This window comes from Alteromonas infernus, assembly GCF_902705815.1.
In genome coordinates this window covers 1-26759 of record NZ_CACSIG010000049.1, presented here as the reverse complement: position 1 = coordinate 26759, position 26759 = coordinate 1, and the positions used below count along the sequence as shown (strand labels likewise).

The 26759-nt window shown below is 45.9% G+C and carries 17 protein-coding genes, 1 tRNA gene and 2 pseudogenes; 18 read left to right on the top strand and 2 right to left on the bottom strand.

Annotated features, from left to right (window positions below):
* The first annotated feature begins 95 nt into the window (after window positions 1-95).
* From pyrC to ACX5J7_RS12315, 3 genes are all read left to right on the top strand, one after another.
* Window positions 96-1142, top strand: a complete 1047-nt coding sequence (gene pyrC / locus ACX5J7_RS12325) for a dihydroorotase (protein WP_498707294.1) — start codon at window positions 96-98, stop codon at window positions 1140-1142.
* Window positions 1143-1262: 120 nt separating this feature from the next.
* A complete protein-coding gene (dbpA, locus tag ACX5J7_RS12320; protein ID WP_015068315.1) occupies window positions 1263-2642 on the top strand; it encodes an ATP-dependent RNA helicase DbpA in 1380 nt (459 codons plus the stop codon).
* A 35-nt stretch (window positions 2643-2677) separates the two neighbouring features.
* Window positions 2678-3076, top strand: a complete 399-nt coding sequence (locus tag ACX5J7_RS12315) for an ACT domain-containing protein (RefSeq protein ID WP_498707293.1) — start codon at window positions 2678-2680, stop codon at window positions 3074-3076.
* Window positions 3077-3256: 180 nt separating this feature from the next.
* On the opposite strand, the gene ACX5J7_RS12310 is transcribed toward ACX5J7_RS12315, so the two are convergent.
* Window positions 3257-5323, bottom strand: a complete 2067-nt coding sequence (locus tag ACX5J7_RS12310; RefSeq protein ID WP_498707292.1) for a M13 family metallopeptidase — start codon at window positions 5321-5323, stop codon at window positions 3257-3259.
* A 264-nt stretch (window positions 5324-5587) separates the two neighbouring features.
* Here ACX5J7_RS12310 and ACX5J7_RS12305 point away from each other — a divergent pair, with 264 nt between their 5' ends.
* The 5 genes and pseudogenes from ACX5J7_RS12305 to nusG all read left to right on the top strand — a co-directional run bounded on the left by ACX5J7_RS12305 (window position 5588) and on the right by nusG (window position 9570).
* Window positions 5588-6211 (top strand): RraA family protein, encoded by a 624-nt coding sequence (locus ACX5J7_RS12305; protein ID WP_015068312.1) that lies wholly within the window; start codon window positions 5588-5590, stop codon window positions 6209-6211.
* A gap of 257 nt (window positions 6212-6468) precedes the next feature.
* Window positions 6469-8312, top strand: a pseudogene (locus tag ACX5J7_RS12300) (ABC transporter ATP-binding protein).
* A 167-nt stretch (window positions 8313-8479) separates the two neighbouring features.
* Window positions 8480-8556, top strand: a tRNA-Trp gene (locus ACX5J7_RS12295).
* 80 nt (window positions 8557-8636) lie between these two features.
* Entirely contained in the window at window positions 8637-9014 is a 378-nt protein-coding gene (gene secE / locus ACX5J7_RS12290) for a preprotein translocase subunit SecE (RefSeq protein WP_020744440.1), read from the top strand.
* 4 nt (window positions 9015-9018) lie between these two features.
* Window positions 9019-9570, top strand: coding sequence for a transcription termination/antitermination protein NusG (gene nusG, locus ACX5J7_RS12285; RefSeq protein ID WP_015068310.1), 552 nt, complete (start codon window positions 9019-9021; stop codon window positions 9568-9570).
* A gap of 978 nt (window positions 9571-10548) precedes the next feature.
* On the opposite strand, the gene ACX5J7_RS12280 is transcribed toward nusG, so the two are convergent.
* Window positions 10549-10851: a hypothetical protein gene (locus tag ACX5J7_RS12280; protein ID WP_020744435.1), complete on the bottom strand. Its 303-nt coding sequence runs from the start codon at window positions 10849-10851 to the stop codon at window positions 10549-10551.
* 247 nt (window positions 10852-11098) lie between these two features.
* On the opposite strand from ACX5J7_RS12280, the gene rplK reads away from it, so the two are divergent.
* The 10 genes and pseudogenes from rplK to tuf all read left to right on the top strand — a co-directional run bounded on the left by rplK (window position 11099) and on the right by tuf (window position 26715).
* Window positions 11099-11527 carry a 50S ribosomal protein L11 gene (gene rplK, locus ACX5J7_RS12275; RefSeq protein WP_015068306.1) on the top strand — a complete coding sequence of 143 codons (429 nt, stop codon included), beginning with the start codon at window positions 11099-11101 and terminating at the stop codon, window positions 11525-11527.
* A 4-nt stretch (window positions 11528-11531) separates the two neighbouring features.
* A complete protein-coding gene (gene rplA, locus ACX5J7_RS12270) occupies window positions 11532-12227 on the top strand; it encodes a 50S ribosomal protein L1 (protein WP_020744434.1) in 696 nt (231 codons plus the stop codon).
* Window positions 12228-12546: 319 nt separating this feature from the next.
* Complete coding sequence (gene rplJ, locus ACX5J7_RS12265) at window positions 12547-13065, top strand: 50S ribosomal protein L10 (protein WP_015068304.1); 519 nt, start codon at window positions 12547-12549, stop codon at window positions 13063-13065.
* Between the two features lie 57 nt (window positions 13066-13122).
* Window positions 13123-13500: a 50S ribosomal protein L7/L12 gene (rplL, locus tag ACX5J7_RS12260; RefSeq protein WP_015068303.1), complete on the top strand. Its 378-nt coding sequence runs from the start codon at window positions 13123-13125 to the stop codon at window positions 13498-13500.
* A 325-nt stretch (window positions 13501-13825) separates the two neighbouring features.
* Window positions 13826-17854, top strand: a complete 4029-nt coding sequence (gene rpoB / locus ACX5J7_RS12255) for a DNA-directed RNA polymerase subunit beta (protein WP_498707291.1) — start codon at window positions 13826-13828, stop codon at window positions 17852-17854.
* An 81-nt stretch (window positions 17855-17935) separates the two neighbouring features.
* Window positions 17936-22107, top strand: a pseudogene (rpoC, locus tag ACX5J7_RS12250) (DNA-directed RNA polymerase subunit beta').
* Window positions 22108-22416: 309 nt separating this feature from the next.
* Window positions 22417-22791, top strand: a complete 375-nt coding sequence (rpsL, locus tag ACX5J7_RS12245; RefSeq protein WP_014951037.1) for a 30S ribosomal protein S12 — start codon at window positions 22417-22419, stop codon at window positions 22789-22791.
* Window positions 22792-22866: 75 nt separating this feature from the next.
* Window positions 22867-23337, top strand: a complete 471-nt coding sequence (gene rpsG, locus ACX5J7_RS12240; protein ID WP_014980519.1) for a 30S ribosomal protein S7 — start codon at window positions 22867-22869, stop codon at window positions 23335-23337.
* Window positions 23338-23364: 27 nt separating this feature from the next.
* Complete coding sequence (gene fusA / locus ACX5J7_RS12235; protein ID WP_015068300.1) at window positions 23365-25467, top strand: elongation factor G; 2103 nt, start codon at window positions 23365-23367, stop codon at window positions 25465-25467.
* Between the two features lie 63 nt (window positions 25468-25530).
* On the top strand, window positions 25531-26715 hold the full coding sequence (tuf, locus tag ACX5J7_RS12230) for an elongation factor Tu (protein ID WP_012519826.1): 1185 nt from the start codon (window positions 25531-25533) through the stop codon (window positions 26713-26715).
* Window positions 26716-26759 lie beyond the last annotated feature (44 nt).

Sequence of the window (26759 nt, the reverse complement as noted above, 5' to 3'; positions counted from 1 at the left end):
GCTTTTTCAGTCGAGTTGTTCTGCGCGCAATAAGTTAATTGTGTTATTATTGCGCGCATAGACGCTGTTTGATTAGGTACTAAGAGAGACTCGGCATGCAAACCCTCACCATTACTACGCCAGATGACTGGCACCTTCACTTTCGCGATAACGAAATGCTGGCAGAGACGGTCCCTGCGACTGCGCGTTGTTTTCAGCGCGCTATTGTTATGCCAAACCTTGTACCGCCGGTGGTCAATGCCGAAATGGCAATGGCTTATAAGTCGCGTATTGAAGCGGCTCGTCCAAACGGGAGCAGCTTTGAGCCACTTATGACGCTGTTTCTTACGAATCAAACCACGCCGCAGGATATTATTGATGCAAAACAGGCAGGCGTTACCGCGTGTAAGCTTTATCCAGCAGGCGCCACCACAAACTCAGATGCCGCTGTAAAAGGTATTCAGGCTTTATACCCTGTGTTTCAAGCCATGCAAGAACAAGGCTTGTTGTTACTTATTCACGGTGAAGTGACCGAACATCACATTGATATTTTTGACCGTGAGAAAGTGTTTATCGATACGCATTTATCTCCTATTGTTGAGGTATTCCCGAAGCTGAAAGTGGTGTTTGAGCATATTACAACGGCTGATGCAGCAAGCTTTGTGGCGGGTGCGAGCGAATATGTGGGGGCAACCATTACACCGCAGCATTTGCTTTTAAATCGCAACGACTTATTAGTTGGCGGCGTACGCCCGCACAATTACTGCTTACCTGTGCTTAAGCGCAATACCCATCAACAAGCGCTGCGCGACATGGTGGCAAGCGGCAATAAAAAATTCTTTTTAGGTACAGATTCAGCGCCGCACGCGAAGCACAAAAAAGAGAATGCTTGCGGGTGTGCAGGCTGTTACAGCGCATGGTCGGCCATTGAGCTTTATGCCGAAGTGTTTGAGCAACTAGGCGCAATAGATAAGCTAGAAGGTTTTGCGAGCCATTATGGCGCAGATTTTTATGGTTTAGCGCGAAATACGACTACAATGACGTTAGTTAAAGAATCGTGGACAGTGCCTGAACAAGTAACCTTAGCTGATGGCACCGAAATGGTTCCATTTTTTGCGGGGCAAACCCTACAATGGAAATTAGAAAAGGCATTTCAAGCATAGTTCTGGTCTTTTCACGTGCCCTAGGGAACCTCTCCACTAGGGCATAAACCCTCTTTTATACCCACACCGCTAGGTTCATCATACCGAACAGGATGAAGTGCACCTTTGGAACCCAAATTAATGACAGTTGAAACACTAAAGCAATTAGATATAAATCCCGCCATCACAAAGGCATTGGACTCACAAGGCATTCACCAGCTTTCTCCTATTCAAGCCCAATCGCTTCCTGAAGCTTTACAGGGCAAAGATGTGATTGGTCAAGCGCAAACCGGGAGTGGTAAAACGCTTTGTTTCGTGATCCCCGCGCTTGAAAAAATTGAAGTTAATGACTTCTCAACTCAGGCGATAATGTTGTGCCCAACTCGTGAGCTTGCAGAACAAGTCGCGCAGCAGTGTCGCTCTGCGGCGAAAGATATAGGTAACATCAAGGTGACAACCTTGTGTGGTGGTCAGCCGATGGGGCCGCAGATTCAGTCTCTCAAACATAGTCCTCATATTATTGTAGGTACGCCGGGTCGCGTAATGGATCACGTTGAAAAACGCCGTATAGATTTGCGTAATGTAAAACTGCGTGTGTTAGATGAAGCCGATCGCATGTTAGATATGGGCTTTGAGGATGACCTACGCATTATCTTTGGTCAAACGCCAAAGCAGGTGCAAACCCTGCTGTTTTCTGCCACCTTCACTGAACAAATAGAGCGTGTGGCTAAACAATATCTGCACAATCCGGTAACCTGCAAAGTTGAGTCTCAAGAGAATAAGCCTGCCATCACTCAGCTGGGATACAACGTACTGCCTCATACCCGCACGCAGGCACTAAAAGCGGTGTTAACGGAATATCAGCCTAAAAATGCCATTGTTTTCTGTAATCGTAAAACGCAGGTAAATGACGTAGTTGATGAACTGATAGAAGACGGTTTTAGCGCTAAAGGGCTTCAGGGAGATATGGAGCAGCACCAAAGAACCTCAGTGTTAATGCAGTTTGCCAGCGACTCACTGCAAGTGCTAGTTGCCACCGATGTAGCCGCTCGCGGACTAGATATCGACGATGTTGCCTGTGTTATCAATTACACTGTAAGCGAAGAGCCCGAAACCCATATTCACCGTATAGGACGTACAGCGCGAGCTGGGGCGAAAGGCATGGCCATAACGCTGGTAAGTGAGGAAGAGGAGCATTTCCTAAGAAAAATAGAAGTGCTACAGGAAAGTGATATTCCGCTAAAAGGGGCGCAAAGCCTACGCTTTCACAAAAACAAAATTACCCAGCCCGAGTTTACTTGTATTTCATTGAGTGCCGGTAAAAAAGAAAAGCTTCGTCCTGGTGACTTAGTCGGAGCGTTGACCAAAGATGCGGGTATTCCCGGCGATGACCTAGGTAAAATTAAAGTTCAGAACAGCATGAGTTTTGTAGCGGTGAAAACGCGAAGCGTGAAAAAAGCCATGACGCAGTTCAGAGAGGGCAAAATTAAAGGAAAGCGTATTAGAGCAAGAAAGCTTTAAAGACTGCAGGACAACTTTAAAAAGGCAAGGTGCTTATGGTCGCTGAAACAGACTTGACTGTGTTATTGAAAAACTTAAACCCTGTAGCGAGTAGTGAAAATTATGTTTTCACGACCTTACCAGCTAACAAGTTGACCAATACGCTTGTTTCAGCGGCGAAGGGCATGTTTCAAGAACGAGAGGGCACTACGCTTATCTTGCCGTTAGCTGCAGCTAAGCAAGCGGAACTGCAATTTGAAGGGTGTTATCGGTGTATAACCTGTGAAGTGCACTCAAGTTTAGAAGCCGTAGGGATGACAGCAGCGATGTCTTCGGCGTTGGGAAAAGCGGGGATTAGTGCCAATGTGGTAGCCGCTTATTACCACGACCACATTTTTGTGCCTGTCGAAAACCTTGATTTAGCGCTTGAGGTCTTAGCCTCATTGTCTCATTAATGCCGCAGGCTCTTGGCCAGTGAAAATGCATGAATAAGCGTTGGCATTGAGCAGTATCGTGCGCCGCAGTAAATTATTACTACTTGATTATCGTTACCCAACAAAAAAAGCCCCAGTTTGGTGAACCAAACGTGGGGCTTTAGCTATTGTGTTTTATGTGCGCTACTCAATCAGCTCGACTTACCAAATTTTCACGCGTTCTTCCGGTGGTAAATACAACGCATCGTCTTCGGTCACGTTAAACGCTTCGTAGAATTCAGGTACGTTGCGAACAGCACCGTTAGTGCGGAACTTCGTAGGTGAATGGGTATCGGTTTGTACTTGGCTGCGCAAGGCTTCCTCACGGTATTTGCTGGCCCACACTTGTCCATAACCAATGAAAACACGCTGGTCGCCAGTGAAGCCGTCTAGTTCAGGGGCTTCTTCACCATCAAGCGACAAATGATAAGCTTTTAAAGCGATACTGATACCGCCAAGGTCGCCAATGTTTTCACCGAGCGTATATTCACCGTTTACGTGTAAATCAGGCAAAACTTCAAATTGGTTGTACTGTTCAACCAAGTTTGCTGTGCGTGCTTCAAACTCGCCGCGATCTTCATCAGTCCACCAGTTTCTAAGTACGCCATCACCGTCGAACGTTGAGCCTGAATCGTCGAAGCCGTGACCAATTTCGTGACCAATAACCGCGCCAATACCGCCGTAGTTAACGGCATCTTCGGCGTTCATATCGAAAAACGGAGGTTGAAGGATAGCGGCTGGAAATACAATCTCGTTTAGCGGCGGGTTGTAGTAAGCATTAACCGTTTGCGGTGTCATTCCCCATTCATGGGTCCACACTGGGCCGCCTTGTTTCTTAAGCATTTCTTCGTAGAGTACGTCTGAAGAACGCTTAAGGTTTCCGAACAAGTCGCCGGCTTTAACCGTAAGGGCAGAATAATCTCTCCACTGGTCTGGGTAACCAATTTTTACGGTAAACTTAGATAGCTTATCTAAGGCTTGGGCACGGGTTTCATCCGTCATCCAGTCAAGGTTTTCAATACTTTCTTTGTACGCCAAGATCAGGTTATTTACCATTTCCATCATGCGTTCTTTCGCGGCTGGTGGAAAATGCTGCTTCACATAAACCTTACCAATAAGCTCGCCCACGTGGGCATTTGATAGACTCACCGCACGGCGCCACTGTGGCTGCTGTTCTTCTACGCCGCGAAGTACTTTGCTGTAAAAGTTGAAGTTTGCTTCATCTAATTCAGCGCTTAGGCGACTGGCCGAAGCATTCAATAGGCCCCATTTAAGGAAGGTTTTCCAATCTTCTAGCGACGTTTCTGCAATAACACCATCAATGTTTTGCATATAATCTTTTTGCAAGATACCTAATGAAGGAATGTCGCTAACGTCAGCTTCGGCAAGATAAGCGTCCCAGTCGAACTTAGGCATTAATGCTTTTAGCTCTTCAATGGTTAGCTTATTGTAGTTGGCGGCAAAGTTACGGGCTTGCTCTTTTTTCATGTGCAGTTGAGCTATTTTAGTCTCAAGTGCGAAAAGCATATCAGCGCTTTCTTTAGGCGCTTCGAAACCGGCTAATTCAAACATGGTTTGGATATGTTTAACGTAGGCATCACGGATAGTTTGTGATGATTCATCATCGCTAAAATAGTACTCACGTTCGGGCAGCCCTAAGCCCGATTGCCATGTATACATCAGATATTCTTTTGGCGATTTAAGGTCTGGGTACTGGGTAAGGCTAAAAGGTGTACCATATCCATAGCGTGCCGCATAGGCAAAATATTCAGCCAAATCTGTGTAGTCTTCAATGGTGTCTATTTTTGCAAGCTCTGGCTTAAGGGGCGTGGTACCCAGCTCATTACGCGTTTCCATGTCCATATAAGCACGGTAAAAGTCACCCACTTTTTGCTCATCGCTTCCGGCTTTAAAGTCGCCTTCGGCTGAGGACTTAATGATATCCATAACGTGATCTTGCGCTTCGTCGCGAAGAATAACGAACGCGCCATAGCTAGATTTATCTGCTGGTATTTCAAAATTATCAAACCACTTGCCGTTTACATAGCGGAAAAAGTCATCACCTGGGTCAACAGACAGGTCCATATTCTCTTTTATGACACCTGATGAAAGCTGTTGTTGGGCTTCTTCAGTGGCCGCGCTTTGTGACTGTTGTTCTGTTGATGAATTTTGTGGGCTACAAGCTGTTAAGGCCAGTGCCACGCTTAAGCTTAAAACGCTACGTAACATATGGGGCTTCCTTTTTTTAATTCTATTGAGCAGTTATTAACGCTGCTTATTGTTCTTAGCGTGTGATGAAACCCGTTTTATTTCTTCTGCTGAAAAGCAAAAGTGATACGGACACGCTTTTTGTTTTTTCTCGCTAACTTTTAGCATGGCGGTGGTAATAGAAAAAGTGTTTATAGTGAAAATACACAGCTTGTAACAACTTGTAAGGCTAAATTCGCTATAGTGCTTTTGTTCTGACCTCATCACAACATTCAAGGATCGGCTATGGAGTTACACAATACCCCTTTTGATAGCGTATCACCTTGCGAGTACGCCGACGCGCTGCCAAGGAATCAGTTCATGCATTACGCGATAAAACCTTTGTGGGAAGATATGCCTCGCATTGCAGGGCCGGCATTCACCGTAAAGTGTGAGCCCGGTGATCACCTTATGCTTCATGCGGCCATCTATCGCGCAAGTCCTGGTGATATTATTGTGGTGGAAGCCGACGATGAGTTTGCTGTGGCCGGTGGTAATGTATGTGCTATTGCGCAATCTCGCGGAATAAAAGGTTTTGTTATTGATGGCGTCATTCGCGATATTGCTGAAACACGGGACAATGCGTTTCCAGTTTTTGCGCGTGGTGTTGTGCCTAAGCCGGGAGCGAAAAAATGTATCTCGCCACTGAATCAGCCAATATCTTGCGGTGGCGTAACCGTGGAAGGGGGAGATATTATTGTTGCAGATGAAGAGGGGATTGCGGTTATACCGCAGGCAGAAGCACTTGGCGCGTTTGAAATAGCAAAACAACGCGCAGACAAAGATAGCGCAATGTCTCTTGAACAATGGCAAGCCGAACATTCTGAAAAAGTAGAAAGTATTCTTGCTAAGCTGGGTTACGAAGACTGAATTAAACCCCAGTTAGCCTTTTGCCACGTTGTCCGCCTTTATCCGGATTGGGCGTGCAGCGTAAAATGGGCCAATGCAAAACTTTTTTATCGCGGAGTTCTTGCAATATCGATAAATATTAAGCAATTTTAAACCGGCTTTGCGGTGAAAATACGCCGCAAAGTTCAACACCTTCTCTTATATCGTGTAGAATTGTGACCCAGCATTTTTGGGCATACGTAAACGTGCCCTGTCATTGAATTAAAATCGAGTTCTACATGTTTTCATTTTTCGAAAAGCTTACCCAGCCTTTTCCTGATACGTCTCCTAGTCAACCGCCGAAGGGCTTAGTGGCTTTTTGTAAGTATTATACTCAAGGCATGTGGGGCGTGATCCTTACTGTTTCCGTGCTCAGTGCAATCGTTGCCATGCTAGAAGTGGCACTGTTTGGCTTTCTAGGGCAGCTTGTAGACTGGTTTTCCGAGCAAAATCGCGAGACATTTTTGGCTGACCAAAAGTTTACGCTTATTGGGATGGGGGTTACGGTACTTGTTCTTATTCCCCTGTTTATATTGCTTCGCTCCCTATTTTCCCGTCAGTCTTTAATGGGTAACTACCCCATGCGAATTAGATGGCAAGCCCATCGGTATTTACTGGGGCAAAGCTTAACCTTCTTTCACGATGAATTTGCAGGGCGTGTGGCCACCAAAGTCATGCAAACCGCGCTATCGGTGCGAGAAACCGTGACCAAGGTACTCGACCTGTTGGTGTATATCAGCGTGTACTTTATCTCGATGGTGGTACTCATTTTTAGTACAGACTGGCGTTTAGCCATGCCGCTTATTGTATGGTTTTTTGTCTATATTGGTATTTTGAAGGTATTGGTACCCAAACTAAAAGAAGTGTCTCAAAAGCAGGCCGATGCACGCTCGCTAATGACAGGGCGTATTGTGGATAGCTACACCAATATCACTACCGTCAAACTGTTTTCTCATAGCCGCCGAGAGGCCGACTATGCCAAAGAAAGCATGGATGGTTTTCTGCAAACCGTTTACCCGCAAATGCGTTTAGTGACGGTATTAGAATTCTGTGTGGAAATGGCTAACGCTATTCTCATTTTTACCATAGGTGCATTATCTGTGTATCTATGGATGGAAAATATCGCAAGCCCTGGTGACATTGCTATTGCTATTAGCCTTTGTTTACGACTGAACGGTATGTCGCATTGGGTGATGTGGGAAGTCTCTGGGCTATTTGAAAACTTAGGCACAGTGCAGGACGGCATGAATACCTTAGCACAACCTATCGCCGTAAAAGACAAGCCTAAGGCCGACGCGTTACAAGTCAACGGTGGTGGTATCAAGTTTGATGATGTGGACTTCTCATACTCGGGCGCAGACGATAAGCCAATTGATGTTTTTACCAATTTAGACTTGACCATTAAGCCAGGCGAAAAAGTGGGCTTAGTAGGGCGCTCTGGGGCGGGTAAATCGACCTTGGTTAATTTGCTTATGCGTTTTTACGACACCCAAAGCGGCCGTATTATTATTGATGGGCAAGACATTACCGACGTCGGGCAAGAAACCCTACGCGCCAAAATTAGCATGGTGACCCAAGACACCTCCCTAATGCACCGTTCGGTAAGAGATAATATTTTATATGGCCGTACTGATGCGACGGAAGAGGATATGATTCGCGCAGCCAAACAGGCTGAAGCACACGACTTTATTCTTACCCTTACCGATAGCTACGGAAGAACAGGGTACGACGCCCATGTGGGGGGGAACGCGGCGTGAAGCTTTCAGGGGGTCAACGTCAGCGTATTGCTATCGCCCGCGTGTTGTTAAAAGATGCGCCAGTGTTGGTACTTGACGAGGCGACCTCGGCGCTCGATTCAGAGGTAGAGGCAGCCATTCAAGCGTGCTTAGATAAAGTAATGGAAGGCAAAACGGTTCTCGCCATTGCCCACCGTTTATCGACCATAGCCCAAATGGACAGGCTTCTGGTGCTAGATAAAGGCAGTATTGTAGAGCAGGGGACGCACGCGGAGCTTATCGCACACAACGGTATTTATGCCAAGCTATGGGCACATCAAACGGGCGGTTTTATTGGCGTTGAATAGGTGGCATTCTAAATGGAAAGCAATCGCAGATGGGAGAGATAAACCGCTTGTATCTTGAAAGTGGTTAAGTATAATACGCGTCCCTCCCTTGCGATACCGCACTTTCCTTAGAAAAGACGCACAACTCCCAAGGGCAGTGTAAGTAAATTTTGTCTTTTAGACACCACAGGGGTGTAGTTCGAATTGGTAGAACAGCGGTCTCCAAAACCGATGGTTGGGGGTTCGAGTCCCTCCACCCCTGCCAAATTTACTTAATCTACGAATTTTAAATTGCGCCTTCAAAAAGCGCGTAAAACAACGACGCTGTAGTGCTAGGATCGTAACATGAGCGAAAAGACGGAAAATCAGTCCAATGCGTTGGACATGTTTAAATGGGTAGTGGTTTTTGCACTACTTGCCGGTTTAGTAACCGCTAATACAATGTACGGTGAGATTTCGGTACTATACCGTGCCATCGCGATTGTTGTAGTTGTTGGTATAGCTGGTTTCATCGCGGCAACGACTGAAAAAGGTAGTACCTTCTTGAGCTTTGCTAAAGAGTCTCGCACAGAAGTTCGCAAAGTAGTATGGCCAACCCGTCAAGAGGCGAACCAAACTACCCTTATCGTACTTGCAGCGACGTTAGTTATGGCACTAATTTTATGGGGACTAGACGGCATCATCGTTCGTGTAGTTGGCTTTATTACTGGAATAGGAGCATAAACGTATGTCTGAAGAAGAAGCAGTAAAGAAAAGATGGTACGTAGTTCAAGCCTATTCGCAATACGAAGCTCGCGTTAAAAAGACGTTGCTTGAATACATTAAAATGCACAACATGGAAGACTACTTCGGTCAGGTACTAGTACCAACAGAGGAAGTTGTTGAAATGCGTGCAGGTCAAAAGCGTAAATCTGAGCGTAAGTTCTACCCGGGTTATGTATTGGTAGAAATGGCGATGACTGAAGAGTCATGGCACTTAGTGAAAAGCGTACCTCGCGTACTAGGTTTCATCGGCGGCACCTCTGACCGTCCTATGCCAATTACGCAGAAAGAAGCAGACGCTATCCTAAATCGTCTTGAAGAAAACGTTGATAAGCCACGACCAAAAACATTGTTCGAGCCAGGCGAAGTGGTTCGCGTTACCGACGGTCCATTTGCCGACTTCAATGGTGTGGTAGAAGAAGTAGACTACGAAAAGAGCCGCGTAAAAGTATCGGTACTTATCTTCGGTCGTTCTACACCAGTAGACCTAGAATTTGGTCAGGTAGAAAAAGGCTAAGCCTTTTCTGCCTAAGAGTTTCGAAAGAGCCCCTACTACATAGGGGCTCTTTTATTTGCAGAACACCCAATTAGAGTTTCTTCTTTAAAAGATTACTAGCAAAGCAATAGAAATAGTCAGGCCGTGTAAGATATGGCAAATCCATTTAAGAAATACCGTGCTATCGTGATAAGAGTCCCAAAAACCAACATTGGCCCAGCGTTTCAAAACAAAGTTTAAAGTGACCAATGCTATTGCACAAATCAAGGGACAAATTTATTTCTGTGCCGCAATAATCAATGCTAACTCTTTTCCTCTAAGAACGACATTTCGCTAATAACTGTTAATGTTTTAATTAGGCCTTTTCAGGTAGATAGGAAAGCTATAACTTAGGGAAGATATGATGAAAGCGGTCAGTACTACCCACCATTTATAATCTTCACTAACTAATAAACCAATAGTTAAAGCGGTTACGAATAGGAAAGTTGTAACAATTATACGCGCAATTTTAAAGCGCTCGAACTGGTCTATATGAGCTCTTGAACTAAATAGACGCATCCAAAGTATCGCTGCAATCCCTGAGTAATTGATTAAAAGTAAAAGGCTATTACTTGCAATAAACGCACTAAAGGAAAACAGGCTTAGCATAGCACAAACCATGTTAAGCCTTGATAACGGTGATAAACCCATTTATTCCCCAATTTTGTTTTACCTATTATTTAATAATAAGTGTTAGAGCACTTTGACCGGAACAATAATTTTGAAAAAGCCCCAAAGGGGCTCTTTCGAATTAAATAAGCCAGAAGTAACAACTGATGAGCGAAAGAAATATGAACAGAAAATGTAGCACTGTAGCAGTCTTCTCTGAAATCTTATCGCTCTCATTAAAAGAGTCCCAAAACCCTACACCTAGCGCACGTTTTAATATTAGGTTCGTCCCACAAACTAATAGGGTCCAAATTAAAACAGCTTGGATATCTACCATTATAAACTCGACCTTCATTCATCTGTTGTCATTAAATCCTCAACTTCCGATGCCATACTTGTTATCGCCCCCGAAATCAAACCTCCGCCTACAGATGTTGCGAGAGAGCTAAAACCTTTAACAGGACTCAAAGCGCCAGCACCCATTCCGGCAAGTGTTCCTGTAGCGATACTACTAAACGTCGCGCTCCGTCCACCACCTATAATTGCACCGTAGAATCCACCTATTCCACCGGCAAGTGCGCCTAGAGCATTGGCCCAAAGAGCACCAGAAACTTGCGAGATCTCATCTTTGTTTAACTCAGTTAGTTTTTCCATTGTTAATTAATCCTTATTTAGATAAATATAGATGACTCCGCACGGCCTGTGTGAAGCTATCCAAACTTTGAATCACTTTCATGATGAAAAATACTGACCTTTCGATGGTTTTTTATTCTAAATAGCCCTTGCATAGTAATTAATCACCTTATATAATGCGCGCCCTTTTAAACGGAAACGGGAAGCCGATTGAGCAAATAATCTCTGTATTTGCGAGGCGTTAGACCCAAACAAGAGAGCATGTAAAATGGCTAAAAAAGTAAGCGGTATTATTAAGCTTCAGGTTGCAGCTGGCGCTGCTAACCCAAGTCCACCGGTTGGTCCTGCACTAGGTCAGCACGGTGTGAACATCATGGAATTCTGTAAGGCTTTCAACGCGAAAACAGAAAGTCTTGAGAAAGGCGCTCCGGTACCAGTAGAAATTACGGTATACGAAGATCGCTCTTTCACATTCGAAACTAAGACTCCTCCTGCGTCTTACCTGCTTAAGAAAGCAGCGGGCATCAAGAGTGGTTCTGGCCGTCCTAACACTGAAAAAGTGGGTACTGTTACTCGCGCTCAGTTGGAAGAGATCGCTAAAACTAAAGAGCCAGACCTTACTGCAGCTGATCTAGATGCAGCGGTACGCACTATCGCGGGTTCTGCTCGCTCAATGGGCTTGAACGTAGAGGACTAATCGAATGGCTAAATTAACTAAACGTGCTCGCCTAGTACGCGACAAAGTTGACTCTACTAAAGAGTACGAAATCAACGAAGCAGTAGCGCTTCTTAAAGAACTAGCAACAGCTAAGTTCGCAGAAAGCGTTGACGTATCTGTTAACCTTGGTATCGATGCGAAGAAATCTGACCAAAACGTTCGTGGTGCAACTGTACTACCAAACGGTACTGGTAAAGACGTTCGCGTTGCAGTATTCACTCAAGGTGCAAATGCTGAAGCAGCGAAAGAAGCGGGTGCGGACATCGTTGGTATGGACGACTTAGCTGAGCAAGTTAAGAAAGGCGAAATGAACTTTGACGTAGTAGTTGCTAGCCCAGACGCGATGCGTGTTGTTGGTCAACTAGGTCAAATCTTAGGTCCACGTGGCCTTATGCCTAACCCTAAAACTGGCACTGTAACGCCTGACGTTGCAACGGCAGTTAAGAACGCTAAAGCTGGTCAGGTACGCTACCGTAACGATAAGAACGGTATCATCCACGCTAGCATCGGTAAGATTGCGTTCGAAGCGAACCAAATTCAAGAAAACCTTGAAGCGCTACTTGAAGCATTGAAGAAAGCTAAGCCTTCTTCTGCTAAAGGTACATACATCAAGAAGATCAGCCTAAGCACGACAATGGGTGCTGGTGTTGCTCTTGATAAGGCTTCTGTAGGTCTTTAATTTCGCTGAGCTTAGGCTCATCGAAATCTCTTAAAGGTTATGGGTTGGAGCTGTGACAATTAGCAGTGCTAATAAGCAGTGCTAATAAGCAGCTCCCGTCCTAGACCGCAGGTGCGGTGTGGTGAAAGAGGTAAGAGAACTTTCACAGTCAACACACTGCTTAATAGAACAACCTGCGCAGACGGTGGTTTGACTCAGACTCTCTGGGGTAACAAACACCGTAGAGCGGTATCGACCATGAGGGTTGGTATCAATCTGTGAACCCTGACCGCGCAAGTAGGTAACTACGAACAAGGTCAGATACAAAGAGGTGAACTCAGTGGCACTAGGTTTAGCAGCAAAAAAAGAGATCGTAGCAGAAGTTTCTGAAGTTGCGTCTCGCGCTCTATCCGTAGCCGTTGCTGAATACCGTGGGATGGAAGTTAGCGATCTGACTGAACTACGTGTTAAAGCTCGTGAGCAAGGCGTATACCTAAAGGTTGTACGTAATACTCTTGCGAAGCGTGCTCTAGCAGACAGTCAATTTGCAGACTTAGACAGCGCCTTAACTGGTCCGCTTATCTATGGTTTCTCTATCGACGCACCAGGCGGTGCGGCACGTCTTTTCAAAGACTTCGGTAAGACTAACGATAAGCTTAAAGTTACTGCACTTTCAATTGGTAGTGGTCTTCTTGGTCCAGAGAAATTGGATGCAGTTGCAGCTCTACCTACCCGCGACGAAGCGCTTGCGAAACTACTTGCAACCTTCAAAGCACCAGTTGGGAAATTCGTTCAAACAATCAACGAAGTTCCTGGCAAGTTTGTGCGCGTATTGGCGGCGGTCAAAGACACCAAGTAATTGGCGTTTTTGGCATATTGATTTTTTTAACATTTTATACCCAGGAGTTTAGAGAACATGGCTCTAACTAAAGAAGATATCTTAAACGCAATCGCTGAAATGCCGGTAATGGAACTGGTAGAACTAATTGAAGCGGCTGAAGAGAAATTCAACGTATCTGCTGCAGCTGCTGTTGCTGTTGCTGGTCCAGCTGCTGGCGGCGACGCTGCTGCTGCAGAAGAAAAGACTGAATTCGACGTTGTAATGACTTCATTCGGTGGCAACAAAGTTGCAGTTATCAAAGCAGTTCGCGGCGCGACTGGCCTAGGTCTTAAAGAAGCTAAAGAAGTAGTTGAGTCTGCTCCTAAAGCTATCAAAGAAGGCGTAAGCAAAGATGAAGCTGAAGCACTTAAGAAAGAGCTTGAAGAAGCTGGTGCAGAAGTAGAAATCAAGTAATCTGACATAGTCAGATTATTGCCTGAGACGGCAAGGCTGGTGGTTTTTTGAACCACCAGCCTTTTTGCGCTGTATAGTGTGTAGAAACTAACCCTTGGTTACACTACTTAAAGCGCCATTCGGAAATACCCATAAAAAGCATAAAAATCCAACAAGTTAACTAATAATTGGTTAAATTTTGTTGTATGCTGGTGTATCTGCCCGAAAAAGGGTTGTGGAAGTTTGTTGCTTAGTGCGCCATTTGAAACGCAGCTTTTAGCCCATAGCACGCGTTTTAAAGCATTTTGCAGCAGGTTGGGTCATAAATCAGCAGGCTGAGGAACCCATGGTTTACTCTTATAGCGAAAAGAAACGTATCCGTAAGGATTTTGGCAAACGCCCACAGGTATTGGAAATTCCATACCTTCTTTCAATTCAGCTTGATTCTTTCAAAAAGTTTATTGAGACCGATCCGGAAGCTCAATACGGTTTGGAAGCAGCATTTCGTTCCGTTTTTCCAATTAAAAGCTACTCAGGTAGTTCAGAGCTTCAGTATGTAAGCTACCGCCTGGGAGAGCCAGTTTTCGACGTTAAAGAATGTCAAATTCGTGGCGTAACTTTCTCTGCTCCATTAAGAGTAAAACTACGGTTAGTGTTGTTCGATAAAGACGCTGCCCCAGGTACCGTAAAAGATATTAAAGAACAAGAAGTGTACATGGGCGAGATCCCATTGATGACAGAGAACGGTACGTTCGTTATCAATGGTACTGAGCGTGTTATCGTGTCACAGCTACACCGTTCACCTGGTGTATTCTTTGATCACGACAAAGGTAAAACCCACTCGTCAGGTAAAGTGCTATATAACGCACGTGTAATTCCTTACCGTGGTTCGTGGTTAGACTTCGAGTTTGACCCGAAAGATAACCTATTTGTACGTATCGACCGTCGTCGTAAGTTGCCTGCAACGATTATTTTACGCGCATTGGAAATGACGTCTGAAGAAATTCTAGATACTTTCTTCGACAAAGTTAATGTACGTATTGATAAAGACAAGTTGATGATGGAAGTGGTGCCAGATCGCCTACGTGGGGAAACGGCTGCATTTGACATTATCGATGGCGAAGGCAACGTGGTTGTTGAAACCGGTCGTCGTATCTCAGCGCGTCACACACGTGCGCTTGAGAAAGCGGGTCTTAATGAGCTTGAAGTTCCAGCTGATTACCTAATTGGCCGCGTATACGCTGCTACTTACGTAAACGAAGACACTGGCGAAGTTATTGTAAGCGCGAACGAAGAACTTACCCTTGAGAACCTAGCGGCGCTAAGTCAAGCGGGTATCAAAGAGTTCGAAACGCTTTACATTAACGAGCTTGACCACGGTTCATATATTTCAGATACACTTCGTATCGACTCTTCAACTAACCGCCTAGAAGCACTAGTTGAAATTTACCGTATGATGCGTCCTGGTGAGCCACCAACAAAAGACGCAGCAGAAACCTTGTTCGATAACTTGTTCTTCTCTGACGAACGTTACGACCTATCTTCTGTTGGCCGCATGAAGTTCAACCGCCGTCTAGGTCGTGAAGAACTTATTGGTTCAGGCACGCTAGATAAAGAAGACATTATTTCTGTAATGAAGCAGCTAATAATGATTCGTGACGGTAAAGACGAAGTCGATGATATCGATCACCTAGGTAACCGTCGTATCCGTTCTGTTGGTGAAATGGCAGAGAACCAATTCCGCGTTGGTCTTGTACGTGTTGAGCGTGCAGTTAAAGAGCGTCTAAGCTTAGGCGACCTAGACAACGTGATGCCACAAGATCTTATTAACGCTAAGCCTATCTCGGCTGCGGTTAAAGAGTTCTTCGGTTCATCTCAGCTATCTCAGTTCATGGACCAAAACAACCCGCTTTCAGAAGTAACGCATAAGCGTCGTATTTCTGCATTAGGCCCGGGTGGTCTTACACGTGAACGTGCAGGCTTCGAAGTTCGAGACGTACACCCGACTCACTACGGTCGTCTATGTCCAATCGAAACGCCGGAAGGCCCGAACATCGGTCTAATTAACTCATTGGCGAGCTTCGCGCGTACCAATGACTTCGGTTTCCTAGAAACGCCGTTCCGTCGCATTGTTGACGGTGTGGTGACAGACGAAATCGATTACTTATCTGCAATTGAAGAAGGTCAATTCGCAATCGCTCAGGCAAACATCGCGTTGACTGAAGCAGGCGAGTTGGTTGACGACCTAATTCCATGTCGTCACCGCGGTGAAACTACTTTGATGCCGAAAGAAGACATCAAATACATGGACGTTTCACCTCAGCAAATCGTTTCAATTGCTGCAAGCATTATCCCATTCCTAGAGCACGATGATGCGAACCGTGCACTAATGGGTGCTAACATGCAACGTCAGGCAGTACCAACACTACGCGCTGATAAGCCGCTAGTTGGTACCGGTATGGAAAGAACTATCGCGGTTGACTCAGGTGTTACTGTAGTTGCTAAGCGCGGTGGTGTGGTTGATTACGTAGATGCCAGCCGTATCGTTATTAAAGTAGACGAAGATGAAATGCTTCCAGGTGAAGCGGGTATCGATATCTACAACCTGACTAAGTACACACGTTCTAACCAAAACACGTGTATCAATCAGAAGCCTACTTGTAGTGTTGGCGACCCGATTGTTGCAGGTGATGTGCTAGCTGATGGTCCTTCAACAGACCTAGGTGACCTTGCACTTGGTCAGAACATGCGTATCGCGTTCATGCCGTGGAATGGTTACAACTTTGAGGATTCAATCCTTATTTCTGAGCGTGTAGCGCAGGAAGACCGTTTTACTACTATCCACATTCAAGAGCTTAGCTGTATCGCTCGTGATACTAAGCTTGGGCCAGAAGAAATTTCTTCTGATATCCCGAACGTGGGTGAATCTGCACTAAGCAAGCTTGATGAGTCAGGTGTTGTTTACATTGGTGCGGAAGTGAAAGGCGGTGACATCCTTGTAGGTAAAGTAACGCCTAAAGGTGAAACGCAGCTTACGCCAGAAGAGAAACTACTACGTGCAATCTTCGGTGAGAAAGCGTCTGACGTTAAAGATACGTCTCTACGTGTACCTAACTCTGTTCACGGTACGGTAATCGACGTTCAAGTATTTACCCGTGACGGTGTAGAGAAAGACAAGCGTGCGCTAGAAATTGAAGATATGCAGCTACGTCAGGTTAAGAAAGACCTTACTGACGAGTTTGAAATTCTTGCAGACGGTATCTTTGCCCGTGCGCAAACTGCACTTCTACGTGCTGGTGTTGACCAAGCTAAGCTTGACAGCCTGCCGCGTGAAAAGTGGTTTGAAATCGCACTTAACAGCGAAGATGCACAGCTAGAGCTAGACCAAATTGCTGATCAACACGCTGAAATCAAACTTGATTTCGATAAGAAGTTTGAAACTAAGCGTCGTAAGATCACTCAAGGCGATGACCTAGCTCCTGGCGTACTTAAGATCGTTAAGGTTTACCTTGCGGTTAAACGTCACATCCAACCTGGTGACAAGATGGCCGGTCGTCACGGTAACAAAGGTGTTATCTCGACTATCCAGCCTGTAGAAGATATGCCATACGATGCTAACGGTACGCCGGTAGATATCGTTCTTAACCCACTAGGTGTACCGTCTCGTATGAACATCGGTCAGATCCTAGAAACGCACTTGGGTATGGCTGCACGCGGTCTTGGTGTGAAGATTGATCGCATGATTAAAGAGCAGCGTGAGCTGGCTGAACTACGTGAGTTCTTGAAGAAGGTGTACGAGCTTGGTGAAAATCACCAAGAAGTTGACATCGATAACTTCACAGACCACGAAGTACGTCGCTTAGCAGAAAACCTTCGTAAGGGTGTTCCGATTGCAACACCAGTATTTGACGGTGCTCGTGAATCAGAAATCAAAGAAATGCTGAAGCTTGCTGATATTCCAGAAAGCGGTCAGATTTCATTGTTCGACGGTCGTACCGGTCGCGAGTTTGAGCGTCCAGTTACGGTTGGTTACATGTACATGCTGAAACTGAACCACTTAGTAGACGACAAGATGCACGCGCGTTCTACGGGTTCTTACAGCCTTGTTACACAGCAGCCTCTTGGTGGTAAAGCACAGTTTGGTGGTCAGCGCTTCGGTGAGATGGAAGTGTGGGCACTTGAAGCATACGGTGCAGCATATACCCTTCAGGAAATGCTTACTGTTAAGTCAGATGACGTTAACGGCCGTACCAAGATGTACAAGAACATCGTCGATGGCGATCACAGAATGGAACCTGGCATGCCAGAATCATTCAACGTACTACTTAAAGAAATTCGCTCGTTGGGTATCAACATCGAGCTTGAAGAAAAGTAATACGGCAATCGCCGCGTAATGTTATGAGATGGCCCGGCGCTTGCGCCGGGTTCTAGAGACTGACTCCGCTGGGAGAGTAATGTGAAAGACTTATTAAAGTTTCTAAAGCAACAAAACAAGACCGAAGAATTCGATAATATTCGAATCGGTCTGTCTTCACCTGACATGATTCGTTCATGGTCATTCGGTGAAGTTAAAAAGCCTGAAACAATTAACTACCGTACGTTCAAGCCTGAGCGTGACGGTCTGTTCTGTGCGCGTATCTTCGGTCCGGTAAAAGACTATGAATGTCTTTGCGGCAAGTACAAGCGCCTTAAGCACCGTGGTGTTATCTGTGAGAAGTGTGGCGTTGAAGTTACACTGACTAAAGTACGTCGTGAGCGTATGGGTCACATCGAGCTAGCTAGCCCGGTTGCACACATCTGGTTCCTTAAATCACTTCCGTCTCGTATCGGCTTAATGCTTGATATGACACTTCGTGATATCGAACGCGTACTTTACTTTGAATCATACGTGGTAACAGAGCCAGGTATGACGACCCTTGAGCGCAGCCAACTTCTTAACGAAGAAGAGTACTTGGATGCACTTGAAGAGCACGGTGATGAGTTTGATGCGAAGATGGGTGCTGAAGCAGTATTCGATCTTCTAACAGTACTTGACGTAGACGCAGACGTTGCGGCTATGCGTGAAGAGCTGCCTTCAATCAACTCTGAAACGAAGCGTAAGAAAATTACTAAGCGTCTTAAGTTGCTTGAGTCATTCCAGCAGTCTGGCAACAAGCCAGAGTGGATGATTATGACGGTACTTCCGGTACTTCCACCGGACCTTCGTCCTCTAGTTCCACTAGATGGCGGCCGTTTTGCAACGTCTGACCTTAACGACCTATACCGTCGTGTAATTAACCGTAACAACCGTCTTAAGCGTCTTCTAGACCTAGCTGCTCCAGACATTATCGTACGCAACGAAAAGCGTATGCTTCAAGAGTCTGTTGATGCGCTTCTAGATAACGGACGTCGTGGCCGTGCGATCACTGGTTCTAACAAGCGTCCACTTAAGTCGCTTGCAGACATGATCAAGGGTAAGCAAGGTCGTTTCCGTCAAAACCTTCTTGGTAAGCGTGTTGACTATTCTGGCCGTTCTGTAATTACCGTTGGTCCAACGCTACGTCTTCACCAGTGTGGTCTTCCTAAGAAGATGGCACTTGAGCTATTTAAGCCGTTTATCTACGGTAAGCTAGAAGGTCGTGGTCTTGCGACAACAATTAAAGCAGCTAAGAAGCTTGTAGAGCGCGAAGCACCAGAGGTTTGGGACGTACTAGATGACGTTATCCGCGAACACCCGGTACTACTTAACCGTGCACCTACACTTCACCGTTTGGGTATCCAAGCATTCGAACCTACACTAATCGAAGGTAAAGCGATTCAGCTTCACCCGCTAGTGTGTGCGGCGTATAACGCCGACTTCGATGGTGACCAAATGGCGGTACACGTACCGTTGACGATCGAAGCACAGCTAGAAGCACGTGCACTTATGATGTCAACGAACAACATCCTGTCGCCAGCGAACGGTGAGCCAATCATCGTACCTTCACAGGACGTTGTATTAGGTCTTTATTACCTGACGCGTGACAAAGTAAACGGCTTAGGCGAAGGCATGGTATTTACCAGCCCGAATGAAGCAGAAAAAGCATACCGTACAGGTAATGCGGAGCTTCACTCACGCGTTAAAGTACGTATTACTGAGTACGACATCGATGAAGATGGCAACAAAACTGAGAAAGTAACGCTTACTGACACTACTGTTGGTCGTGCAATTTTCTCATTGATCCTTCCAAAGGGTCTACCGTTTGAAATCATCAACCAAGCCATGGGTAAAAAGCAGATTTCAAGACTATTGAATGCTTGCTACCGTACGCTAGGCTTGAAAGATACAGTAATTGCTGCTGACCAAATCATGTATACCGGTTTCCACTACGCGATGATCGCGGGTGCGTCAGTTGGTATCGACGATATGGTAATCCCTGCTGCTAAGAAAGAAATCATCGACGCGGCAGAAGCAGAAGTTATCGAAATTCAGGAACAGTTCCAAAACGGTCTTGTTACCGCGGGTGAGCGTTACAACAAAGTTATCGATATCTGGTCAAATGCCAACGAAAAAGTTGCTAAGGCCATGATGGATAACCTTAAGACTGACATCGTAATTAACCGCGATGGCGAAGAAGAAGAGCAGCAATCATTTAACTCTGTTTACATGATGGCCGACTCGGGTGCTCGTGGTAGTGCCGCTCAGATTCGTCAGCTAGCAGGTATGCGTGGTCTGATGGCTAAGCCAGATGGCTCAATCATCGAAACCCCAATTACGGCGAACTTCCGTGAAGGTCTGAACGTACTACAGTACTTCATCTCAACTCACGGTGCGCGTAAAGGTCTAGCGGATACCGCACTTAAGACAGCTAACTCGGGTTACCTAACACGTCGTCTAGTAGACGTTGCACAGGACTTGGTAATCACTAACGACGACTGTGGCACATTCGAAGGTGTTCAAATGACACCACTAATCGAAGGTGGTGACGTTGTTGAACCACTTCGCGAGCGTGTACTAGGTCGTGTAGTTGCTGAAGATGTTATTAAGCCTGGTACTGATGAAGTATTGGTAGAGCGTAATGTACTACTAGACGAAGCGCTAGTAGACATGCTTGAAGCCAACTCTGTTGACCAAATCCAAGTACGCTCTGTTATCACGTGTGACAACGACTTCGGTGTTTGTGCTAAGTGTTACGGTCGTGACCTTGCACGCGGTCACATGGTCGGTAGCGGTGAATCGGTTGGTGTTATTGCAGCACAATCAATCGGTGAGCCAGGTACACAGCTTACCATGCGTACGTTCCACATTGGTGGTGCGGCATCAAGAGCATCAGCAGAAAACAGCGTACAAGTTAAAACTGCGGGTAGCCTTAAGCTACACAACGCGAAATTCGTACGTAATTCTGACGGCAAAGTGGTTATCGTTTCTCGCTCAACAGAACTTACTGTTATCGATGAGCAAGGCCGCGAGAAAGAGCGCTATAAAGTACCATACGGTGCTGTACTTAGCGTGGATGACGTGCAACTATTGCAGCTGGCGACGTTGTTGCTAACTGGGATCCGCATAGTCACCCAATCATCACTGAACGTGCAGCTAAGATTAGCTTCGCAGACATTGATGACTCTAACACAGAGATGCAGCAAGACGAGCTTACTGGTCTAACCCGTATCGTTGTTAAAGACCTTGCTAAAGTTAACTCTAAAGAGCCTAAGCTAATTCTTGAAAGCGACGAGTTCGGTCTTCAAGAAATTCGTCTTCCAAGCTTCACAACGATTGAAGCGAAAGAAGGCAAAGTAGCTAACGAAGGTGACGTGCTTGCACGTATTCCTCAGGAAAGCTCGAAGACTCGTGATATCACCGGTGGTCTACCGCGCGTTGCGGACTTATTTGAAGCACGTAAGCCTAAAGAGCCTGCAATTCTTGCAGAAATCTCAGGTACTATCGGCTTCGGTAAAGAGACCAAAGGTAAGAAGCGTCTTGTAATTACACCAGCTGAAGGTGATGCATACGAAGAGATGATTCCTAAGTGGCGTCAGCTTAACGTGTTCGAAGGTGAGAAAGTGGAAAAAGGCGAAGTTATCGCCGACGGTCCAGAGTCTCCACACGATATCCTGCGTCTACGTGGTATCTCAGCAGTAGCAAACTACATCGTGAACGAAGTTCAGGAAGTATACCGTCTACAGGGTGTTAAGATTAACGATAAACACATCGAAGTAGTTATCCGTCAGATGCTACGTAAGTGTGTTATCACTAGTCCTGGCGATACGCAGTTCCTTGAAGGCGAACAGGTTGAAGTATCGAACGTTAAAGTGGCGAACCGTGAAATTGAAAAACTCGGTAAGATTCCAGCGCAGTACGAAACACAGCTGCTTGGTATCACTAAAGCGTCACTGTCTACTGAGTCATTTATCTCAGCAGCATCGTTCCAAGAAACAACCCGTGTGCTAACTGAAGCTGCGGTTCAAGGTAAAGAAGATGACCTACGCGGTCTGAAAGAAAACGTAATCGTTGGTCGACTCATTCCAGCGGGTACCGGTTTCGCTTACCACGAACGCCGCGCACAACGTCGCAAAGAGCAAATCGAAGAAATGTCGGTATCTGCCGCTGATGCAGAACAGGCATTAACCGAAGCGCTTAATGCCGGTGCAGACGAAGATACTGCCGAATAAGGCAAGATCATAGGAGTACGTTAACGTACTCCTAACAAATTGGCATGTCAGGCTGACAGATTGCAGATAAATTAACTGCTTAAGCTTTGTACACCTTGACAGTCAGAGCGATGATCTTTAATATTCCGCGACCCGATTTTGGATAGCCATCAAATGGCTCGATAAACGGTCGCGGTTTTTCGTATCAGCGCTCAGTGAATATTGACGAGCACAATGTTCACAAAGAAGAGCGATTAATAGATTAATCGCATTAATATGGACCCAGTCGCAGTGATTGGGTTTTCGTAGTTTTTAATCAGGAGCTAGTTAATGGCAACAGTTAACCAGTTAGTGCGCAAGCCGCGTAGAAAGCCCGTTGAAAAAAGCAACGTAGCTGCTCTACAAGCTTGTCCACAAAGACGTGGTGTATGTACTCGTGTATATACTACTACGCCTAAGAAACCAAACTCTGCACTACGTAAAGTATGTCGTGTACGTCTAACTAACGGTTTTGAAGTTTCTTCATACATCGGTGGTGAAGGTCACAACCTACAAGAGCACAGTGTAGTACTTATCCGTGGTGGTCGTGTTAAAGATCTACCAGGTGTTCGTTATCACACAGTTCGCGGTACTCTTGACTGCGCAGGTGTAAACGATCGTAAACAAGCCCGTTCTAAGTACGGCGCGAAGAAGCCTAAGTCATAACGGTTCTCCGTTAGTAAGGCCAAACTGAAGTTTAAGAGTTTTGGGTTTTCCCTGAATTCATACGGAGAATAGAAAATGCCAAGAAGAAGAGTCGTAGGTCAACGTAAAATCCTACCAGAGCCAAAATTTGGTTCACAACTGCTTGCGAAATTCATGAATGTCGTAATGCTCGACGGCAAAAAGTCAGTCGCTGAAAGAATCGTTTACGGTGCGCTTGATATTGTTGCTGAAAAAACCGGCAAAGCACACCTAGATATCTTCGAGGAAGCGCTTGATAACATCCGCCCAACAGTAGAGGTTAAGTCTCGTCGTGTTGGTGGTTCAACTTATCAGGTTCCAGTTGAAGTACGTCCAGTTCGTCGTAACGCGCTAGGTATGCGTTGGATGGTAGAAGCTGCACGTAAACGTGGCGAAAAGTCTATGGCACAACGCCTAGCGGCTGAGATGTTAGACGCAGCAGACAACAAAGGTTCAGCGGTTAAGAAACGTGAAGACGTTCACCGCATGGCCGAAGCAAACAAAGCGTTTGCTCACTACCGTTGGTAATCAACGTTATTTAACTGAGAGAGATTTATGCCTCGTAAGACCTCGATTGAGCGTTATCGCAATATTGGTATTGTGGCTCACGTGGACGCGGGTAAAACCACGACCACAGAGCGTGTTCTGTTTTATACAGGACTGTCTCACAAAATCGGTGAAGTGCACGATGGTGCTGCTACCATGGACTGGATGGAGCAAGAGCAGGAGCGTGGTATTACTATCACGTCTGCTGCGACAACTTGTTTCTGGTCTGGTATGGAGCAACAGTTCGATCAGCACAGAATTAACATCATCGACACCCCTGGGCACGTTGACTTTACTATCGAAGTAGAGCGTTCATTGCGTGTGCTAGATGGTGCAGTTGTAGTTTTCTGTGGGTCTTCTGGGGTAGAACCTCAATCAGAGACAGTCTGGCGACAGGCTGACAAATATGAAGTGCCACGCCTTGTGTTCGTTAATAAAATGGACCGGGCTGGCGCTGATTTTGAGCGTGTTGTGGGTCAAATCCGCAAGCGTTTAGGCGCAAACTGTGTTCCGATTCAAATCAACATGGGCGCTGAAGAGAATTTCCATGGCGTCATCGACCTTGTGAAGATGAAAGCCATAAACTGGAATGAAGAAGACATGGGTATGACATTTACCTATGAAGACATTCCGGCTGAATATTTAGATACGGCTGAGCAGTACCGCACCGAGATGATCGAAGCGGCAGCAGAAGCATCTGATGAGCTGATGGATAAGTATTTGGAAGGTGAAGAACTGACCGAAGAAGAAATCCGTTTAGGCCTTCGTACGCGTACACTGAACAACGAAATTGTTCTTGCCACTTGTGGCAGCGCCTTCAAAAACAAAGGTGTTCAGGCAGTACTCGACTCTGTTATTCAATATCTTCCGTCTCCTACTGAAGTTAAGGCCATTACCGGTGTACTTGACGATAAAGACGAGACAGAAGCAGAGCGTCATTCAAGCGACGACGAGCCATTCTCAGCACTAGCATTTAAAATAGCGACTGACCCATTTGTAGGTACGTTAACCTTCTTCCGTTGCTATTCAGGTGTCGTAAATACGGGTGATACTGTATACAACCCGGTGAAAGGTAAACGCGAGCGCTTCGGTCGTATCGTGCAGATGCACGCAAAAGACCGTGAAGAGCTTAAAGAAGTACGCGCAGGTGACATTGCAGCGGCCATCGGCCTTAAAGATGTAACCACGGGTGATACCCTTTGCGACCCTAATAACGTTATTACGTTGGAGCGCATGGAGTTTCCTGACCCAGTTATTTCAATTGCGGTAGAGCCAAAGTCTCAGGCTGACCAAGAAAAAATGGGCATTGCCCTAGGTAAACTTGCAGCGGAAGACCCGTCGTTCAAAGTGAAAACTGACGATGAGACAGGGCAGACGATAATCTCAGGTATGGGTGAACTTCACCTAGATATCATTGTCGACCGCATGAAGCGTGAATTCAAAGTTGAATGTAACGTAGGTAACCCACAGGTTGCTTATCGCGAAACCCTTCGTAAATCTGTTGAAGTTGAAGGGAAGTTCGTTCGTCAGTCAGGCGGCCGTGGCCAATTTGGTCATGTATGGTTGCGCATTGAGCCTCAGGAAGAAGGTTCAGGCTACGAATTTGTGAACGAAATCGTCGGTGGAGTTGTACCAAAAGAGTTCATCCCAGCGGTCGATAAAGGAATTCAGGAGCAGATGCGAAGTGGTGTTCTTGCAGGGTATCCGGTACTAGATGTAAAGGTAACTTTGTTTGATGGTTCATACCACGATGTTGACTCTTCTGAAATGGCGTTTAAGATCGCCGGCTCTATGGGTTTCAAAAAAGGCGCCGCAGAAGCAAATCCGGTGTTACTTGAACCCACAATGAAAGTTGAAGTGACTACTCCAGAAGACTGGATGGGTGATGTAGTCGGTGACTTAAATCGTCGTCGCGGCATGATCGAAGGTATGGAAGATGGCGTAGCAGGTGTTAAAATAATACGTGCAAAAGTGCCGCTTTCAGAAATGTTTGGCTACGCAACTGATTTGCGTTCACAAACACAAGGTCGTGCTTCATACTCAATGGAGTTCTTCAATTATTCTGAGGCGCCTAACAATGTGGCGCAGGCTATTATTGAATCTAGAATTTAATCTAAATGAAGGTTCGGTCCGGTCTATTGGTGGGTCGGACTTTTAACTTAGGAAACGAGAAAAATGGCAAAAGAAAAGTTTGAACGTACGAAACCCCACGTAAACGTGGGTACAATCGGCCACGTTGACCATGGTAAAACTACTCTAACTGCAGCTATCACTACAGTTCTATCTAAAACTTACGGCGGTTCTGCTCAGGCGTTCGATCAAATCGATAACGCACCTGAAGAGAAAGCGCGTGGTATCACCATCTCTACTTCACACGTAGAGTACGATACTCCTACTCGTCACTACGCACACGTAGACTGCCCAGGACACGCTGATTACGTTAAAAACATGATCACTGGTGCTGCTCAGATGGACGGTGGTATCCTAGTAGTAGCTGCGACTGATGGCCCTATGCCACAGACTCGTGAGCACATCCTACTTGGTCGTCAGGTTGGTATCCCTTACATCATTGTATTCATGAACAAATGTGACATGGTTGATGATGAAGAGCTTCTAGAGCTAGTAGAAATGGAAGTTCGTGAACTTCTTAACGAATACGAATTCCCAGGTGATGACCTACCAGTTATCCAAGGTTCAGCTCTTAAAGCGCTTGAAGGCGACGCAGAGTGGGAAAAGAAAATCATCGAGCTTGGTGAAGCGCTTGATTCATACATCCCAGAGCCAGAGCGTGCAATCGACAAGCCGTTCATCCTTCCAATTGAAGATGTATTCTCAATCTCAGGCCGTGGTACTGTTGTAACGGGTCGTGTTGAGCAAGGTATCATCAAGGTTGGTGAAGAAGTAGAAATCGTAGGTATCAAAGATACGACTAAGACTACTTGTACTGGTGTTGAGATGTTCCGTAAGCTTCTTGACGAAGGCCGTGCAGGTGAGAACGTTGGTGTTCTTCTACGTGGTACTAAGCGTGATGAAGTTGAACGTGGCCAAGTACTAGCTAAGCCTGGTTCAATCACTCCACACGTTAACTTCGAAGCAGAAGTATACGTACTGTCTAAAGATGAAGGTGGTCGTCATACTCCATTCTTCAAAGGCTACCGTCCACAGTTCTACTTCCGTACAACTGACGTAACTGGTGCTGTAGAGCTTCCAGAAGGCGTGGAAATGGTAATGCCTGGTGACAACCTTAAATTCAAAGTTGAGCTAATTGCTCCGATCGCGATGGAAGAAGGTCTTCGTTTCGCAATCCGTGAAGGTGGTCGTACAGTAGGTGCTGGTGTTGTATCTAAGATCCTAGACTAATCTAGACTTAGCAACACAAGCCAAAAAAGCGCACTCAGGTGCGC